We start from the raw sequence: 17,215 nt of genomic DNA, 5'->3' as shown, positions 1-17,215 counted from the left end.
TTCATCGCTCCCCGCAAGGGGAGCGAATGCCCACCACACCTACCTCTTCTCACAGTTTAAGATTTTACTGCTTTCACCCTGCACAACTTCGCGTTATTACTAAACTATTGAAAGACGCAGGCCATGTGAGGATAAGCAGATGAAAAAATGGGCAGTTTTGATTTCCGCCGTAGGACTGGCTTTTGCCGTTTCCGGATGCAGCAGCGATTATGTAATGGCGACAAAAGATGGTCGAATGATCCTGACCGATGGAAAACCAGAAATTGACGATGATACCGGTCTGGTGAGCTATCACGACCAGCAGGGCAATGCGATGCAGATTAACCGCGATGATGTGTCTCAAATCATTGAACGCTGATGGTTGAGGTCAGCAGCGCGCTGGCCTTAACAATTTTACTTCCCTTTTTCTCTTCCCTCAGCCATTTTTATAATCCTTATGTCGTGATTATAAAAAGGAAACGGCTATGCAATATCACCGTATACCCCACAGCTCGCTGGAAGTCAGTACACTGGGGCTGGGCACAATGACGTTTGGTGAACAAAACAGCGAAGCCGACGCCCATGCACAGCTCGATTATGCCGTCGCTCAAGGCATAAATTTGATCGACGTTGCCGAGATGTATCCGGTTCCGCCGCGTCCTGAAACCCAGGGTCTTACTGAAACATACGTAGGTAACTGGCTTGCCAAACATGGCAGCCGTGAAAAGCTGATTGTGGCTTCTAAGGTCAGTGGACCATCACGTAACAACGACAGCGGCATTCGCCCGAATCAGGCGCTGGATCGTAAAAATATCCGTGAAGCGCTGCACGACAGCCTGAAAAGGCTGCAAACCGATTATCTGGATCTGTATCAGGTTCACTGGCCACAGCGCCCGACCAACTGCTTTGGTAAGTTAGGCTACAGTTGGACGGACTCCGCCCCGGTCGTTTCCCTGCTGGACACGCTGGATGCATTGTCAGAGTTTCAGCGTGCCGGGAAAATTCGCTACATCGGCGTGTCCAATGAAACCGCGTTTGGCGTAATGCGCTATCTGCACCTGGCGGACAAACACGATCTGCCGCGTATCGTCACCATCCAGAACCCCTACAGCCTGCTGAACCGCAGCTTTGAGGTTGGACTGGCGGAAGTGAGCCAGTATGAAGGCGTTGAACTGCTGGCATACTCTTGTCTGGGCTTCGGTACGTTAACCGGTAAATACCTGAACGGCGCGAAACCTGCCGGCGCACGCAATACGTTGTTTAGCCGCTTCACACGCTACAGCGGCGAGCAAACGCAAAAAGCCGTCGCTGCCTACGTCGATATCGCGAAACGCCATAATCTGGATCCTGCGCAAATGGCGCTGGCATTCGTGCGGCGTCAGCCGTTTGTCGCCAGCACCCTGCTGGGCGCCACGACGATGGAGCAGCTAAAAACCAACGTTGAAAGTCTACATCTGGAGTTGAGCGAAGAGGTATTGGCAGAGATTGAAGCGGTGCATCAGGTGTATACCTATCCTGCACCGTGATGATGTGTACCTGATGGCGCTGCGCTTATCCGGCCTCCATATCGTTCTTGCTGTAGGCCGATAAGACAACGCCGCCATCCGGCAATGTTACCGGCGGCGCTGCCAAATCCACAGCGCCGCAATCGCCAGCGCAAACAGCGCGCCAAACCCAATCCCAATCGCGACCGCCGGGATCCCCACCAGAACCGCCAGTGAGTAAATACCCAGCATCAGCAGCATCGCGCTGTTTTCGCCCAGGTTTTGCACCGCAATCGCATTGCCCGCACCGACGCTTTTCTTACCCCGCTCCTGCAGTAACGCGTTCAGCGGCACCACAAAGAACCCACCACACACGCCGATAAGCAGCAGCAACGCGTAGGCCGGAAGCAGCGAATGTTGAAGAGAAAAAATCAGCACCACGACGCCGATCAGTATCCCCGCAGGCATACAGCGCGACACAGTTTCCAGCGTCACCAGTTTCGCAGCCGCCCCTGCGCCGACAACAATCCCGATCGCTACCATGGCATTGAGATAGGTAGGCGTGGCGTTATCGGTGATGCCGAGCGCCACCGGAACCCACAGCACCAGCAGAAAACGCAGCGTGACGCCCGCGCCCCAGAAAAGGCTGGTTCCGACCAATGAGAAACGCGTTTCACCATTGCGCCACAGTGAGGTTGCGGCACAGAAAAAACTGCGCGTCATTTTGCCCAGATGCCAGGACTGGCCTGGGCGAGCCGCGGCGAGCTTCGGAATATACACGTTAGCGACCACCGCGCCTGCATAGGCCAGTGCACAAGCAGAAAGCGCAGCAATCACGTGCCAGTCGGCCAGAACGCCGCCAGCGACGGACCCGAGCAAAATCGCAGCAATGGTGGAAGCTTCCATCAGGCCGTTGGCTTTCACCAGTTTGTCGCCGGTGGTCAGTTCACCGAGAATGCCATACTTGGCCGGTGAATACGCCGCCGCGCCAATCCCCACCAGCGTGTACCCGAGGAACGGATTAATGCCAAAGCAAATACTCGCCGCTCCCAGCAGCTTCAGGCCGTTCGCGAACATCATCACCCTGCCTTTGGCAAAGCTATCCGCCACCTGTCCAACAAAGGGCGCAAACAGAATGTAAGCGCCCACAAACACCATCTGGAGGATTGGCTGACTCCAGTCCGGATAAAATTGCTCCTTCAGCAGCGCCAGTGTAGCAAACAGCAACGCGTTATCGCCAAACGCCGACAGAAACTGCGCGGCGATCACGGACATCATCCCTTTGGACCAGATTGACGTGTTAGTGTGCACTGACTCACTCATGTTGTTTTTCCGCCTCGTCGACCCAGCTTTTCAGCGTAACAAAATCCGGCTTACCGCTGCCAAGTAATGGAAGTTGCTTCAGGTGGCGTATATCACGCGGTACGGCGAGTTCAGGTACGCCGTGCGCCCGCGCATACTGCTGTAGTTTTTCACGCGTGAGTTCGCTGTCGGTAGTGAACAGCACCAGGGCCTCACCTTTGCTGACATCGCTCTTGATCGCCGTGGCATGCATTTTGTCTGCAGACACCGCCAATGCCAGTTGCTCAACCATTTCCAGTGAGACCATCTCTCCGGCAATTTTCGCAAAACGTTTGGCGCGCCCCTGGATCTGGACAAAGCCGTTTTCATCAAAGCGCACAATGTCTCCGGTGTCGTACCAGCCGCGCTCAATCTCACCCTGCGCATTTTCTGCCGTCGGCACTTCCAGCACGCCCGGTTTTTCAACGCGCAGATAACCGCTCATGATATTAGGACCTTTCAGTTGTAAACGCCCACCATCCTCAATGCCCGGCACGGCCAACAGTCGGGCATCCATACCAGGCAGGATACGCCCTACCGTGCCGGATTTTGCCGCCATCGGTACGTTGATCGACACCACCGGCGCACATTCCGTCACGCCATAGCCTTCAAGAACGCGCAGGCCAAATTTCTCCTGCCACAGCTGCTTTGTGCTGTCCTGCAGTTTTTCCGCTCCCGCTACCACATAGCGCAGGCGGTGGAAGTCATACGGATGCGCGAAACGCGCGTAGTTGCCGAGGAACGTTGACGTACCAAACAACACGGTGCAGTTCCGGTCATAGACCAGCTCCGGCACAATGCGGTAATGCAGCGGGCTGGGATAAAGAAACACTTCTGCGCCGGTCAATAATGGCGTGAATAATCCCACCGTCAGGCCAAAAGAGTGGAACAGCGGCAGCGCCGACATAAAGCGGTCATCGGCGGTGAAATCGGCAATCGTTTTAATCTGCTCAACGTTCGCCAGAATGCTCTTGTGGCTGTGGACCACACCTTTCGGATGGCCTTCCGAACCAGACGTAAAGAGGATCACCGCAGCCTCTTCCGGCTGCTGCTTTACCTGTGCCAGATGCGGAGCCAGCAGATGTGAGAAGATCCACAGCTTATCGCTAAAGGTCACATCTGCTTTTAAGTCTTCCAGATAAACCCAGCGCACCTGGGTAAGCTGTTCAGGCAAGTGCCAGAGTTTGCCTTTATCGAGAAATTGTCGGGAAGTGAAGATCGTTTTGATTTCGGACGCAGTAATGGCGCTGGTCAATCCCTTCACGCCCGCGGTGTAGTTCATCATGGCCGGAATGCGTCGACGCGCAATCGCGCCAAAAATAACCGCTGCGCTGATCCCCGCATTTGGCAGCATCAGGCCGATTTTTTCGCCTTCGGCGCTATATTTCTCCAGAATACGGGCCACAAATAGTGTCTTCGTCAGCAATTTGCGGTAGCTGTCCGGCGTAAAGTTAACATCTTCAATGCAGTTTTTGCCTGCGCCAAAACGGTATTTTGCCGCCAGTAGCGACTCGTACAGCGTTTCACGCGGGCGGACCGCCATGCGGGCTTCCATCATAATTTGATGCAGCATTTCACCGGCGATTTTACGGCGATCGCGAGCACGCGGCGCTTCCGGCATCGGCATTTGGGTCGGCGGCAAAATATGCAGTTGAATACGCGGGAAAAATCGCTGTTTAACCAGACCTTTCAGGCGGCTAAAGCGGGTAAGCTCTGCGCCCTCGATGCGTACAGGAACGACCGTCGCTCCCGACTTAGCGGCAACAAACCCGGCACCATCATATATTTTCATCAACGAACCGGTGGTAGAAATACGCCCTTCCGGGAAAATAACCACCGGACGACCCTGTTCGACCAGGCGAACCAGATGCTTAATCGACATCGGTTTGGTTGGGTCTAACGGCACGAAATCAATCAGCGGGGTTAGCCAGCGCATATACCATTGCTGGCTGATCGAGGTGTAAACAGCAAAGACGGGACGAATCGGTAAAAAGAGTGCCAGCAGGATGCCGTCTATAAATGAGACATGGTTGGGAGTGATTAGAACGCGTTCTCCCTGTAGCGCGCTGACATCGCCCGTGACGCGAACGCGGAAAAGCACGCGAAACAGATTACGAAAAAGGCCAAATAGCATCTCAACTCCCTGTGCCATTAATTATATAACCATCAATGGTGGGAGAGTATACGAGTTGGAGAAGGGGCGCGACAGATTACTGGTAAATACAATCCGAAAAAAAACCTGCGCATCCGCGCAGGTCGGTGCAAGAGACAGGTACGAAGTGCGTACCGAATAATCTCACCAATCAATACCTCTGGGATCTTGATTGTGGTCGTCAGCAGCCAGATACGCCAGCGCGAAAACGCAAAGGAATGAACCCAAATGCAACGAGTTGTGTAAATTATCGGTTACTGTTACAGACAGGCTGAAAATAAAAAAAACCTGCGCATCTGCGCAGGCTGGTGTAATTCTAGTGATCAACCCGAAAGTTGATTTCACCTATCAATACCTCTGGGATCCCAACTCTAGCAATCCGCTCCGTTCTCCCACCAGCTAACAATCGCAACAGCGCATCGCAAAGTGTAAGCAAAAATTAGCATTTCCTGTTTTTCTGTCTTGCCTCGCTCGCGCGCGCTCACATTTGCGACGTCCTGACGGGCAATCTGCTTGAACAGTCAGCCATTTTCCGTAACACTGACGGAATGTAAGCGTTTACCCACAACAGGTACTATCATGGCGACCATAAAGGATGTAGCCCGACTGGCTGGTGTATCAGTCGCCACCGTTTCTCGCGTGATCAATGACTCCCCTAAAGCCAGCGAAGCATCGCGTCTGGCCGTAACGAGTGCAATGGAATCACTCAGCTACCACCCCAATGCCAATGCGCGGGCGCTGGCACAACAATCAACAGAAACCATCGGCCTGGTGGTCGGTGATGTGTCCGATCCATTCTTTGGGGCAATGGTTAAAGCTGTCGAGCAGGTGGCCTATAACACCGGAAATTTTTTGCTGATTGGCAACGGCTACCATAACGAACAGAAGGAACGTCAAGCGATTGAACAGCTCATTCGCCACCGCTGTGCAGCACTTGTTGTCCATGCCAAAATTATCCCGGATGCTGAACTGGCTTCATTAATGAAGCAAATCCCCGGTATGGTTTTGATTAACCGAATTCTTCCGGGATTCGAACAACGCTGCGTTGCCCTCGATGACCGATTCGGCGCGTGGCTCGCTACCCGACACCTTATTCAGCAAGGCCATACGCGCATCGGTTATCTGTGTTCCAATCACACGATTTCAGATGCAGAAGATCGTTTGCAAGGCTATTACGACGCGCTGGCGGAGAGCAATATACCGGTAAGCGATCGGCTGGTGACATTCGGCGAACCGGATGAAAGCGGTGGTGAACTGGCAATGACCGAGTTGCTTGGCCGTGGCAAAAACTTCACTGCGGTAGCCTGCTACAACGACTCAATGGCGGCTGGCGCCATGGGCGTATTGAATGACAATGGCATTGATGTGCCGGGAGAAATATCGCTGATTGGCTTTGATGACGTGCTAATTTCCCGCTATGTTCGCCCACGTCTGACCACAGTACGCTATCCCATCGTGACGATGGCAACCCAGGCCGCCGAACTGGCACTCGCGCTGGCGGAGAAGCGTCCCGAGCCTGAAATTACCCACATCTTTAACCCAACTCTGGTGCGTCGCCATTCCGTTTCGACGCTGACAGAGCCAGGGAATTCAACGTCAAACGATTAACCAGGATTGCGTCATGACTACGATGTTGGACGTTTCACGACACGCAGGCGTCTCAAAAGCGACCGTTTCGCGCGTGCTGAATGGCACGGGTCAGGTAAAAGAGAGCACGCGCCAGAAAGTGTTTAAGGCCATGCAGGCACTCGATTATCGGCCCAATTTTTTAGCGCGTTCTTTGGCGAATCGCACCAGCAACAGCATTGGTCTGGTGGTTTCCACATTTGATGGCTTCTACTTTGGTCGCCTGCTGCAACAGGCTTCGCGCCAGACGGAGTCTCACGGCAAGCAGTTGATCGTCACCGACGGCCACGACACGCCGGAGCGGGAGCTGGAAGCCGTACAAATGCTGGCTGACAGGCAGTGCGACGCCATTATTCTCTATACCCGCTATATGAGTGAAAAGGCGATTTTGTCGCTGATGAACAGCATTGATATGCCCTTGCTGGTCATTAACCGGGATGTCAGTCAGGCCCGGGATCGCGCGATTTTCTTCGAACAAGAAGACGCCGCGTATCAGGCGGTTAATTATCTGATCTCGCAGGGACATCGCGATATTGCCTGCATCACCGTGCCAGGGCATACCCCTACCGGCAAATCACGTCTGATGGGGTATCGTAAGGCGCTGGAAAAAAACGGTATTCCCTGGGATCCGAGCAAGATCAAATACGGCGATTCCACAATGACACGAGGCTACGAAGCGTGTCTTGAACTGCTGGAGGAAGGGGTAAAATTCAGCGCCCTGTTCGCCTGTAACGATGACATGGCATTAGGTGCATCAAAAGCGTTACATCAGGCCGGACTGAGGATCCCAATGGACGTCTCACTGTTTGGTTTTGATGACGCACCCAGCGCCAAATGGCTGGAGCCGGGGCTGTCTACCGTTTATCTGCCGATTGATACCATGATAACTACGGCCATCGACCAGGCTATCCGGCTGGCCAACGGCGAAAGCGTGGAGCCGATCCCACCGTTTACCGGCAAGCTGGTGTTGCGTGATTCAGTAACGCCCGGACCGTACTTTAAGTAATTAAATGCCGAATGGCAGGCAAGCGCCATCCGGCATTCAATCAAATAAGTTCCAGCGCTAACAGCTCATCAATAGTCTGACGACGGCGAATGAGTCGCGCCACGCCGTTATCGAACAGAACCTCCGGCAGCAGCGGGCGACTGTTGTAGTTTGACGACATTGAAGCTCCATACGCCCCGGTATCATGCAGCACAAGATAATCACCCGGCACCACCGCAGGCAGCAGACGAGTCTCCACATTTCCGCCTTCCTGCTGGGTAAACACGTCACCGGATTCACACAGCGGCCCGGCCACCACCGTCTCAATTTGCGCCGCATGATCCAGAGAACGTCCATCCCCCGCCAGCGCGGAGATATGGTGATAGCTACCGTACATGGCCGGGCGCATAAGATCGTTGAAACCCGCGTCGATCAACACAAAGTGACGACTGCCCATCTCTTTTACGCTACGCACCTGCGCCACCAACACGCCTGCTTCCGCCACCAGGAAGCGCCCGGGTTCGATCTCCAGTTTGACGGCGTGTCCCAGATGTTTAGCTATTTGATCTCGTGCGGCGCTCCACAAACCAAAGTAGTGATCGGTGTCGATCGCCTCTTCACCTTCGCGATACGGAATTGATAAACCGCCCCCCGCGGAGATCGCCTCCAGATCCTGACCAAATTCAACCACCTGGCGCACCATCGCGCCGCATACCTGCTCCAGATGCGCGTAGTCTACGCCGGAGCCGATATGCATATGAATCCCCACCAGCTTCAGCTTATAGAGCTGAATCACTTCCAGCGCCGCAGGGAGTGAGCTATACCAGATGCCGTGCTTGCTGTTTTCGCCGCCAGTATTGGTTTTTTGACTGTGCCCATGCCCAAAGCCTGGGTTTACGCGCAGCCACACGCGATGGCCCGGCGAGACCTGGCCCAGTTGCTCCAGCATGTCTACCGACCCGGCATTTACCGGAATACTCAATTCATGTACCCGCGCAAGCGTCGCTTTATCAATCATATCGGCGGTAAAGACTATCTCATCTTTCCCCGGCACAAAGCCTGCCGCCAGCGCACGTTCAATCTCGCCAAGCGAGACGGAATCAACCTTCACGCCCTGCTCACGCATCAGGCGCAGAATATGAATGTTCGAACAGGCCTTCTGGGCAAAACGCACCACGTCAAACTGTTTGAGTTTGGCAATCTGCGCCCGAATGATTTGCGCATCGTAAACCCATACCGGGCAGCCAAATTCTGCGGGCAGGCGTAACAGATTGTCGGCGGTCAGGTCGGTGTCTGTGCTGTTGAGTGGGCGTGGCATGCTGTGCTCCGATAGTGGCTTTTTTATGATTACGCCACAGCCCGAAAAGAATAAAAAATATCGTTTTATCGTGAGTCTATGCAAAAATGATATGGATTAGATCATTCGAGGATTAGCTATGCCCGCCGTTAACCTGCGTCACATCGAAATTTTCCACGCCATCATGACCGCAGGCAATCTGACGGAAGCCGCACGCATGCTCCACACCTCACAACCCACCGTCAGTCGGGAACTGGCAAGATTCGAAAAAGTGCTGGGGTTAACGCTGTTTGAGCGTAGCCGCGGGCGACTGCACCCAACGGTACAGGGGCTACGTCTGTTTGAAGAGGTGCAACGTTCATGGTATGGCCTGGACAGAATTGTGAGCGCCGCTGAGAGCCTGCGTGAGTTTCGCCAGGGAGAATTATCGATTGTTTGTCTGCCGGTATTCTCACAGTCCTTTTTACCGCCGCTGCTGCAGCCATTTCTCGCGCGCTATCCGCAGGTCAATATTCAGATAGTGCCGCAGGAATCGCCGCTGCTGGAAGAGTGGCTGTCGGCACAGCGCCACGATCTGGGGTTAACGGAAACGTTGCAAACGCCTGCCGGAACAAAACGCACCGAGCTGCTGGCACTGGATGAAGTATGTGTACTGCCACAGGGGCATCCGTTGACCAAGAAAGCGGTATTAACGCCGCAGGATTTTCAGGGAGAGAACTACATCAGCTTGTCGCGGACCGACAGTTACCGCCAGCTACTGGATACCCTTTTCAACGAGCATCAGGTGAAGCGCCGTATGGTGATAGAAACCCACAGCGCCGCTTCGATTTGCGCGATGGTGCGGGCGGGTGTGGGGATCTCAGTGGTCAACCCACTCACCGCACTGGATTGCGCCAGCAGCGGAGTCGTTATCCGCCGCTTCAGTATTTCAGTACCCTTTACGGTCAGTCTGATTCACCCACTTCATCGCCCCGCCTCAGCGCTGGTTGATGCTTTTACAGCACATCTGCAAGCCCATCTCCCTAGGCTTATCGATCCGCTGGAGGCTATTTTGCATCCACAGACGAAAGCATAAACGCCACCGCATCTTGCGCATGGATTGCCGCCGTGTCGAAAACCGGGAGTGGGCTTAGCTCGGCTGGAACTAACAGACCAATCTCGGTACAGCCAAAGATCACCCCTTGCGCGCCCTGTTTCGCCAACTGATCAATGACGCTCAGGTAATAGTCGCGGGAGGTTTCATTGAACTCACCGAGACACAATTCGTCGAAAATAATCTGGTTTATTCTCTGACGGTCATCAGCTTCAGGAGTAAGCGTGCTGATGCCAAATTCAGCCTGTAAGCGCCCGCGATAAAAATCCTGCTCCATGGTGTAACGCGTGCCCAGTAGCGCCACGTTGCGCATCTGCTGCTTTTGTATCGCCCGGCCCGTCGCATCGGCAATATGCAAGAACGGCACATCACAGGCAGTTTCAATCGCCTCAGCAACTTTGTGCATGGTGTTGGTACACAGCACGATCCCTTCCGCTCCGGCTTGCTGAATTCCGATGGCGGCCTGCGCAAGGATCTCCCCGGCCCGCTGCCAGTCACCGCTTGACTGACAGGCTTCAATCTCGTGAAAATCCACGCTGTGCAACAGAATCTGCGCAGAGTGCAGACCACCCAAACGCTGTTTAATCCCTTCATTAATGAGTCGATAATAAGGAATGGTGGATTCCCAGCTCATACCACCTAACAGACCGATCGTTTTCATTATTTCCCCTTATTCGTTGTTGTTTTTTCAGTGGACCAAAGATGCGATCAACTTTCCACAACTATTAGTCAATATTTTCTTTTGATTTATTATGATATAAATTTAATGAAACATTGCTTTATTATTTAACGGAGAGGCCGGATGTTTATTTTTCATAAAGAGACCACGCTTGAAGATCTGGGCAATGGCGTTACCCGGCGCATTCTTGCTCACGACGGTAACATGATGGCGGTTGAGGTAAACTTTGAGCAAGGTGCAATCGGCCCGATGCACAATCACCCGCACGAGCAGCTGACTTACGTGTTGTCCGGTGAGTTTGAATTTACCATCGGTGACGAAAAACATATCGTTAGAGCAGGCGACACCCTGTATAAACAGCCCAATGTTATGCATGGCTGCGTCTGCTTAACACCGGGAACGCTGCTGGATACCTTTACCCCCATTCGCGAAGATTTTCTGCACGGGTAAAGTGCTAAATAAAAAAGCCGGGTATTGCTTACGCTTACCCGGCCTCCATGAGACGTCATCCGACATTCCGTCTCAACATTTACACCCCAATATCTCTTAACTTCTCGCCCGCCATTAACTTGCGTTCGATATGTTCCAGCGTGACGTTTTTGGTTTCAGGAATGAGCCAAAATGTAATCCCGATAAACGCGACGTTTAGCGCGGTGTAAAGCCAGAACGTACCGGCAGCGCCAATGCTGTCGAGCAGCGTCAGGAACGTTGCGCCAATGATCATGTTCGACACCCAGTTAGTGGTGGTGGAACAGGTAATACCGAAATCGCGGCATTTCAGCGGCTGAATTTCCGAACACAGGATCCACACGACCGGCGCGGCGCTCATTGCGTAACCTGCAATACACATCATCGTCATGCCAACCGAGAGCCAGGACAGCCCACTGGAAGCCGTGCCGTTATCAAATTGCATCAGGCAATAACCAAGCACCAGCGTCCCGATAGCCATTACGCTGAAACCAATTTTCAGCGCCGGTTTACGCCCTGCTTTGTCTACCGTAAAGACAGCGATAAAAGTAGCAAACATAAACGTTAAACCGACCACCAGTGTGGCAATCATCTGCTGCTCAGTGGTGGTAAACCCCGCCATTTTAAAAATGCGTGGCGCGTAGTACATGATAATGTTCATCCCGGTGAACTGCTGCATCGCCTGCAACAACATGCCGAGGAAAACCGCGCGACGCACGTTACGGTTAATTTTAAACAGTGCCCAACCGCCCTGCTTAAGCTTCAGGCTTTCACGAATTTCGTTCAGCTCATCGCGGGCTTTTTCTGACGTATCACGCAGCATACGCAATACTTCTTCGGCTTCGATATGGCGGCCTTTCTCCGCCAGCCAGCGCGGGCTGTTTGGCAGGAAAACAACCAGGATAATCAGTAACACCGCCGGAAGTGCCAGCACGCCCAGCATAGCGCGCCAGTTACCGCTGTAGCTGAACGCCGTATCAGATAAAAAGGCCAGCACGATCCCCAGCGTCACCATCAGTTGATACATGCTGATCATCTTGCCGCGCACGTTCTCACTGGCCATTTCGGAGAGATAGAGCGGCGCGGTGTAAGAGGCGATCCCCACCGCAACACCCAGCACCACGCGGGCAAAAATGAGCATTTCTACGCTGGACGCAAACGCCGAACCCAGAGATCCAACGACGAAAAGGATCGCGCCCGCCATCAGACTGTATTTGCGCCCCAGACGGAATGACAGCCAGCCGTTAAACAGCGCACCAATTGCCGCGCCCAGCATCATGCTGCTTACCACCCACTCCTGCAGACGGCTGGTCAGGACAAAGTGATCGGTGATAAAAGGCAATGCGCCGGCTATCACGCCAATATCCAGGCCGAATAACAACCCTGCGACGGCCGCAGAGATCGAAACAAACATATTCATACGTCGCGTATCGCGCGCAGTGCGCGGCGCTAAAGCAGCATCATTATTAATTGAGACCATTTTTTCCTGCCAGATACAGAGTAACCATGGCATTGAAAGTAAGGGATCCCTTACAGGAAGCGTCAGGCGGGAAACGGCAAAAACATGGATAAAATTGCTGCACCACATCGTTATGTGATGGATATTCCAATTTTAAAATTTATCGATAATCACTCAATTAAATTTAATTGATTGATATTAATGTATATTAAAAATAAAGGAACCATATACAGGGAAAGTAATATGGAATAATTTATAACCACAATATGGATTTTAATGATCCGAATATAAAAAAACCCTGCCAGATGGCAGGGTTTGTCGGTACAGGAAAGCTGATTAACGCGCCAGCCAGCCGCCGTCTACCGCTACGGTATAACCGTTGATGTAGTCAGAGGCGCTGGATGCCAGGAACACGACAGGCCCCATCAGGTCGCTCGGCAGCCCCCAACGACCCGCCGGGATACGATCGAGGATTTCTGCGCTACGCTGTTCATCAGCACGCAGCTGTTGAGTGTTGTTCGTCGCCATGTAACCCGGCGCAATTGCGTTAACGTTGATGTTATGTTTTGCCCACTCGTTCGCCATCAGACGGGTGACACCCATAACGCCGCTTTTAGACGCGGTGTAAGACGGTACACGGATGCCCCCCTGGAAGGAAAGCATAGAGGCGATGTTGATAATTTTGCCGCCATTACCCTGCGCGATAAAGTGCTTCGCCGCGGCCTGAGACATAAAGAACACGCTCTTAATGTTCAGGTTCATCACGTCATCCCAGTCTTTTTCGCTGAAGTCGATCGCATCGTCACGACGGATAAGCCCCGCGTTGTTGACCAGAATATCGATATGACCAAATTCCGCCACCGCGCGCTCCAGCAGCGCCGGAATGCCATCAATTTGACGCAGGTCAGCGGTCAGACTTAAAAAACGACGGCCCAGTGCGGTCACACGTTCGATGGTTTCCGTCGGTTCAACAATGTTGATACCCACGATATCGCAGCCCGCTTCAGCCAGGCCAAGCGCCATACCCTGACCCAGACCGGTGTCACAACCAGTCACAACAGCGACTTTACCTTCAAGAGAGAATGCATTCAAAATCATTGTAAATCCTTAATTTTTTATAATGCCCGCCACAGGCAGGCAAGGCTGTCGCCCGCTACTAGCGCAGATCTTTGACTGCAACATGGTCCATATCATCAAAGACCTGGTTTTCGCCGACCATGCCCCAAATGAACGTATACGCTTTTGTGCCAACACCGGAGTGAATTGACCAGCTCGGAGAAATCACCGCCTGCTCGTTATGCATCACAATATGACGCGTTTCCTGAGGCTGTCCCATCATGTGGAAGACGCAGGTATCTTCTTCCATATTGAAATAGAAATAGACTTCCATACGACGTTCATGGGTATGACACGGCATGGTGTTCCACAGGTTACCCGGCGCCAGTTCGGTCAGGCCCATGCTCAACTGGCAGGTTTCCAGCACATCTGGCACAAAGTATTTATTGATAGTACGACGGTTACTGGTGAGGTTATCGCCCAGCGTCACTGGCGCAACGTCTGCTGGCGTGACTTTTTTGGTTGGATAAGTCGTGTGGGCCGGCGCGCAGTTGTAATAAAACTTTGCCGGCTTCGCCGCATCGATGCTTGCAAAAACCACTTCTTTTGCCCCTTTCCCGACGTACAGCGCGTCACGATGGCCAATTTCATAGCACTGACCGTCAACGGTAATCGTGCCCAGGCCACCAATGTTGATCACACCCAGCTCACGACGCTCAAGGAAGTAAGTTACGCCCAGCTGTTTGCCAACTTCACCACCCACTGAGACGGTTTTGGCCACAGGCATAATGCCGCCAACAATGATGCGGTCAATGTGGCTGTAGACCATGGTGTATTCATCTGCGACAAACACTTTTTCGACCAAAAACTCATTACGCAGCCCCTGAGTGTCCAGGGTTTTCGCATGCGCACTATGGATGCTTTGTCTTACGTCCACATTTACCTCCAGTGATAAATTGACCGTGAATGCTTAAATGAATAACAAAACGCTGTTCCGTTTTATCTTATGCATTCATGATATCCCTCCCGGAATGGGTTTTCAATGATAAGTAAAACGTTGTTTCACTTTTTCTGCGTCTTATTATCAAAAGTGTAAGTGCGATCACGCCAGCGCGTATAAATAGCGAAGCCGTTTTAAATAAAATGATGAATAACAATAAGATAAGTTATTCATTAAGGGCGGGGATAAAAATGGAAAATTCAGCCGAAATCATCGGTCGAAAAGACAACTTTTCTAACAAAGTGCGCAGTTAATCACATGAAATGAAACAACGTTTTGATAAGTTGAATGTGTTTAGAGTGTATGTTTCTGTAACTGGCCTTGCCCTCCTGCTGGAGGGCTTTTTTACAGGTGCAGCGAAACACTTAGAAAGGCGTTTAAGACGGTAAATCTAAGATCGTTAATCTCGTTCGATAGCAAGTGCCACACCCTGGCCGCCGCCGATACACAGCGTTGCCAGGCCTTTGTGCGCCCGACGTTTCACCATTTCATGAACCAGTGACACCAGAATCCGGCAGCCTGATGCGCCAATCGGGTGACCGAGCGCAATAGCTCCGCCGTTCACATTCACTCGCCGTTCATCCCACTCCAGCATTTTTCCAACGGATAACGCCTGCGCGGCGAAGGCTTCGTTAGCTTCAATAAGGTCAACATCAGCCAGTTGCCAGCCAACGCGCTCAAGGCAGCGCCGCGTCGCGTAGACCGGAGCAATCCCCATGAGCGCAGGATCGACCCCGACACTGGCAAAGGCGCGAATGCGCGCCAGTATGGGTAAATTCAGCTCCTGCGCCTTGGCTTCGCTCATCATCATCACCGCGGCAGCGCCATCATTGATAGATGACGCGTTACCCGCTGTGACCGAACCGAGTCTGTCGAAGGTAGGATCCAGGCGCGCCAGCCCTTCAGCGCTTGCATCGGTGCGCGGTTGTTCATCGGTATCCACTACCAACGATTGCCCGTTACGCTGCGTCACCACTGGCACGATTTCATCTTTGAAGCGTCCGGCGTCAATTGCCATCCGCGCCTTGTGTTGCGAATGCAGCGCGTAGGCATCCTGTAGTTCACGGCTGATGCCATATTCCCGCGCCAGATTTTCTGCGGTAACGCCCATATGGTAATCGTTGAAGGCATCCCACAGCCCGTCATGCACCAGACTGTCGACCAGTTGACTGTTACCCAGTTGCGCCCCGGTGCGACTATCAGTCAGGACATGCGGCGCGCGGCTCATATTCTCTTGTCCGCCCGCAATCACAATGTCGGCCTCGCCGCACTGGATAGCCTGAGTCGCCAGATGCAGCGCTTTCAGACCCGAACCGCAGACATCGTTTATGGTGATAGCGGAAACGGTATTGGGCAACCCACCATTGATGGCTGACTGACGCGCCGGGTTCTGCCCGGCGCCTGCGGTAAGCACCTGACCGAGGATCACTTCATCCACAGCGTGAACGTCCACGCCCGTGCGTTCCAGTAACGCCCTAACCACCATGCTGCCTAATTCAACGGCAGAGTGGCGCGCCAGCGTCCCCTGGAAGCAGCCAATCGGTGTCCTTAACGCCCCGACTATCACAACCTCTTTCATCACCACCTCAGCGCAAAATAACCTCGCAATAGTAGATGATTGTTAAAAATAGTTATCAAGGTTGTTTAAAAACGGTGATTTTTATCACAAAGGAAATTCGTATCATTTATTAGTCATCTGAACGCCACTCTGCTGTAAATGGTCGCGCAACCAACTTCCCGCCACGCCAGGCGGGGATTTCTTATTCCACAACAGATCGATAGAGATAGCCTTTGGCCAGCCGGGCAGCGTCAATTGAACCAACGGTTTTTCTGCCGCAAATTCTTCTACCAGCGCGCAAGGCAGCGCGCACCAGCCGAATCCCTGAACCGCCATACTCAGCAGCAACAAATAGTTGGGAGCAGACCATACGGGGCCGCGCGCCACGTTGGTACCGCTTTCCAGATAGGTATTCAGACGCAGCTCGCGCCAGGTGTGGAGCTGTTCCCACTGCAGTTTTTCCTGGCCCGCCAGCGGATGCGAAGCCGCAACATATAACCCCATCCATGATTGCATCGGCAGACGAGTGACCCCCATGTCGGTCGGGTAATCCTCCCGCGCTTCGATCAACCCCACCTGAGCACGTCCTTTTTGCAGCAGATCGATCACGTCTTCATCTTCGCCAATCAGACATTCAAACTCGGTATGAGGAAACTTGCGGTCAAACTGCACCATCAGTTCTTCCAGCACATCCGGGTGCAGCGTGTCTGACAACACGAAGGTCAGGCGCGCTTCCGTTTCACCCGACAATGAGATCGCCGCCTCATCAAGGCGCTCACTGGCCGTCAAAATTGCCTGCACATAGCCCAGCACCCGCTTACCTTCTTCGGTCAGCGTTGGCTGCCGGGATGAACGGTCAAACAGCGCAAAACCAAGGTCGGCTTCCAGATGCGCAACGGCTGTACTGATGGTGGACTGGCTTTTGCGTAGCCGACGGGCCGCAGCAGAAAATGAGCCGCAGGAAACGGTCTCTACAAATGCCGTTAACGCTTCAGGAGAGTAACGCATGAACTATCTACTTTATCGATGGATACTATC

15 protein-coding genes are annotated in these 17,215 nt (G+C 53.0%); 6 read left to right on the top strand and 9 right to left on the bottom strand.

Going from position 1 to position 17,215, the window contains the following annotated elements:
• The first annotated feature begins 139 nt into the window (after positions 1 to 139).
• On the top strand, positions 140 to 358 hold the full coding sequence (ygdR, locus tag NMD08_RS05270) for a lipoprotein YgdR (protein WP_000758660.1): 219 nt from the start codon (positions 140 to 142) through the stop codon (positions 356 to 358).
• A 106-nt stretch (positions 359 to 464) separates the two neighbouring features.
• Complete coding sequence (locus NMD08_RS05265; RefSeq protein ID WP_151224285.1) at positions 465 to 1,505, top strand: NADP(H)-dependent aldo-keto reductase; 1,041 nt, start codon at positions 465 to 467, stop codon at positions 1,503 to 1,505.
• Positions 1,506 to 1,592: 87 nt separating this feature from the next.
• On the opposite strand, the gene lplT is transcribed toward NMD08_RS05265, so the two are convergent.
• Both lplT and aas read right to left on the bottom strand, forming a co-directional pair.
• Positions 1,593 to 2,786, bottom strand: a complete 1,194-nt coding sequence (lplT, locus tag NMD08_RS05260) for a lysophospholipid transporter LplT (protein ID WP_151218290.1) — start codon at positions 2,784 to 2,786, stop codon at positions 1,593 to 1,595.
• Entirely contained in the window at positions 2,779 to 4,938 is a 2,160-nt protein-coding gene (gene aas / locus NMD08_RS05255; protein WP_187253149.1) for a bifunctional acyl-ACP--phospholipid O-acyltransferase/long-chain-fatty-acid--ACP ligase, read from the bottom strand. Before aas ends, lplT begins: the two co-directional genes overlap by 8 nt.
• Before the next feature lie 597 nt (positions 4,939 to 5,535).
• Here aas and galR point away from each other — a divergent pair.
• Positions 5,536 to 6,564 carry an HTH-type transcriptional regulator GalR gene (gene galR / locus NMD08_RS05250; protein WP_278238348.1) on the top strand — a complete coding sequence of 343 codons (1,029 nt, stop codon included), beginning with the start codon at positions 5,536 to 5,538 and terminating at the stop codon, positions 6,562 to 6,564.
• A 13-nt stretch (positions 6,565 to 6,577) separates the two neighbouring features.
• Positions 6,578 to 7,588 (top strand): LacI family DNA-binding transcriptional regulator, encoded by a 1,011-nt coding sequence (locus NMD08_RS05245; RefSeq protein WP_151218291.1) that lies wholly within the window; start codon positions 6,578 to 6,580, stop codon positions 7,586 to 7,588.
• Positions 7,589 to 7,628: 40 nt separating this feature from the next.
• On the opposite strand, the gene lysA is transcribed toward NMD08_RS05245, so the two are convergent.
• Positions 7,629 to 8,885: a diaminopimelate decarboxylase gene (gene lysA, locus NMD08_RS05240; RefSeq protein WP_151218292.1), complete on the bottom strand. Its 1,257-nt coding sequence runs from the start codon at positions 8,883 to 8,885 to the stop codon at positions 7,629 to 7,631.
• A 118-nt stretch (positions 8,886 to 9,003) separates the two neighbouring features.
• Here lysA and NMD08_RS05235 point away from each other — a divergent pair, with 118 nt between their 5' ends.
• Complete coding sequence (locus NMD08_RS05235) at positions 9,004 to 9,939, top strand: LysR family transcriptional regulator (RefSeq protein WP_370619683.1); 936 nt, start codon at positions 9,004 to 9,006, stop codon at positions 9,937 to 9,939.
• Here the strand turns inward: NMD08_RS05235 and NMD08_RS05230 are convergent.
• On the bottom strand, positions 9,911 to 10,618 hold the full coding sequence (locus tag NMD08_RS05230; protein ID WP_370619681.1) for an aspartate/glutamate racemase: 708 nt from the start codon (positions 10,616 to 10,618) through the stop codon (positions 9,911 to 9,913). The two genes, NMD08_RS05235 and NMD08_RS05230, sit on opposite strands and share 29 nt — an antisense overlap.
• A 141-nt stretch (positions 10,619 to 10,759) precedes the next feature.
• Here NMD08_RS05230 and NMD08_RS05225 point away from each other — a divergent pair, with 141 nt between their 5' ends.
• Positions 10,760 to 11,086: a cupin domain-containing protein gene (locus NMD08_RS05225; protein ID WP_151218294.1), complete on the top strand. Its 327-nt coding sequence runs from the start codon at positions 10,760 to 10,762 to the stop codon at positions 11,084 to 11,086.
• Positions 11,087 to 11,165: 79 nt separating this feature from the next.
• Here NMD08_RS05225 and araE read toward each other — a convergent pair whose 3' ends face one another.
• The 5 genes from araE to NMD08_RS05200 form a co-directional block, all read right to left on the bottom strand.
• On the bottom strand, positions 11,166 to 12,584 hold the full coding sequence (gene araE, locus NMD08_RS05220; RefSeq protein ID WP_151218398.1) for an arabinose-proton symporter AraE: 1,419 nt from the start codon (positions 12,582 to 12,584) through the stop codon (positions 11,166 to 11,168).
• Positions 12,585 to 12,899: 315 nt separating this feature from the next.
• Positions 12,900 to 13,661, bottom strand: a complete 762-nt coding sequence (kduD, locus tag NMD08_RS05215; RefSeq protein WP_003033923.1) for a 2-dehydro-3-deoxy-D-gluconate 5-dehydrogenase KduD — start codon at positions 13,659 to 13,661, stop codon at positions 12,900 to 12,902.
• A 58-nt stretch (positions 13,662 to 13,719) separates the two neighbouring features.
• Complete coding sequence (kduI, locus tag NMD08_RS05210) at positions 13,720 to 14,556, bottom strand: 5-dehydro-4-deoxy-D-glucuronate isomerase (protein WP_370619679.1); 837 nt, start codon at positions 14,554 to 14,556, stop codon at positions 13,720 to 13,722.
• Between the two features lie 463 nt (positions 14,557 to 15,019).
• A complete protein-coding gene (locus NMD08_RS05205) occupies positions 15,020 to 16,198 on the bottom strand; it encodes an acetyl-CoA C-acetyltransferase (protein WP_151224288.1) in 1,179 nt (392 codons plus the stop codon).
• Between the two features lie 102 nt (positions 16,199 to 16,300).
• Positions 16,301 to 17,185, bottom strand: a complete 885-nt coding sequence (locus NMD08_RS05200; protein WP_151218296.1) for a LysR family transcriptional regulator — start codon at positions 17,183 to 17,185, stop codon at positions 16,301 to 16,303.
• Positions 17,186 to 17,215: the final 30 nt, after the last annotated feature.

Origin of the sequence: Citrobacter meridianamericanus (assembly GCF_041320245.1) — a bacterium.
Taxonomy (GTDB): domain Bacteria; phylum Pseudomonadota; class Gammaproteobacteria; order Enterobacterales; family Enterobacteriaceae; genus Citrobacter; species Citrobacter meridianamericanus.
Note: the sequence above shows the minus strand (reverse complement) of the source record. Positions and strands in the feature narration are given on the sequence as shown.

Bases quoted from the DNA above. Each gene is read 5' to 3' on its own strand.
- aas (WP_187253149.1), bottom strand. From the start codon at position 4,938: ATGCTATTTGGCCTTTTTCGTAATCTGTTTCGCGTGCTTTTCCGCGTT.
- lysA (WP_151218292.1), bottom strand. From the start codon at position 8,885: ATGCCACGCCCACTCAACAGCACAGACACCGACCTGACCGCCGACAAT.
- NMD08_RS05245 (WP_151218291.1), top strand. From the start codon at position 6,578: ATGACTACGATGTTGGACGTTTCACGACACGCAGGCGTCTCAAAAGCG.
- NMD08_RS05265 (WP_151224285.1), top strand. From the start codon at position 465: ATGCAATATCACCGTATACCCCACAGCTCGCTGGAAGTCAGTACACTG.
- kduD (WP_003033923.1), bottom strand. From the start codon at position 13,661: ATGATTTTGAATGCATTCTCTCTTGAAGGTAAAGTCGCTGTTGTGACT.
- NMD08_RS05205 (WP_151224288.1), bottom strand. From the start codon at position 16,198: ATGAAAGAGGTTGTGATAGTCGGGGCGTTAAGGACACCGATTGGCTGC.
- araE (WP_151218398.1), bottom strand. From the start codon at position 12,584: ATGGTCTCAATTAATAATGATGCTGCTTTAGCGCCGCGCACTGCGCGC.
- galR (WP_278238348.1), top strand. From the start codon at position 5,536: ATGGCGACCATAAAGGATGTAGCCCGACTGGCTGGTGTATCAGTCGCC.
- NMD08_RS05235 (WP_370619683.1), top strand. From the start codon at position 9,004: ATGCCCGCCGTTAACCTGCGTCACATCGAAATTTTCCACGCCATCATG.
- NMD08_RS05230 (WP_370619681.1), bottom strand. From the start codon at position 10,618: ATGAAAACGATCGGTCTGTTAGGTGGTATGAGCTGGGAATCCACCATT.
- lplT (WP_151218290.1), bottom strand. From the start codon at position 2,786: ATGAGTGAGTCAGTGCACACTAACACGTCAATCTGGTCCAAAGGGATG.
- NMD08_RS05225 (WP_151218294.1), top strand. From the start codon at position 10,760: ATGTTTATTTTTCATAAAGAGACCACGCTTGAAGATCTGGGCAATGGC.
- NMD08_RS05200 (WP_151218296.1), bottom strand. From the start codon at position 17,185: ATGCGTTACTCTCCTGAAGCGTTAACGGCATTTGTAGAGACCGTTTCC.
- ygdR (WP_000758660.1), top strand. From the start codon at position 140: ATGAAAAAATGGGCAGTTTTGATTTCCGCCGTAGGACTGGCTTTTGCC.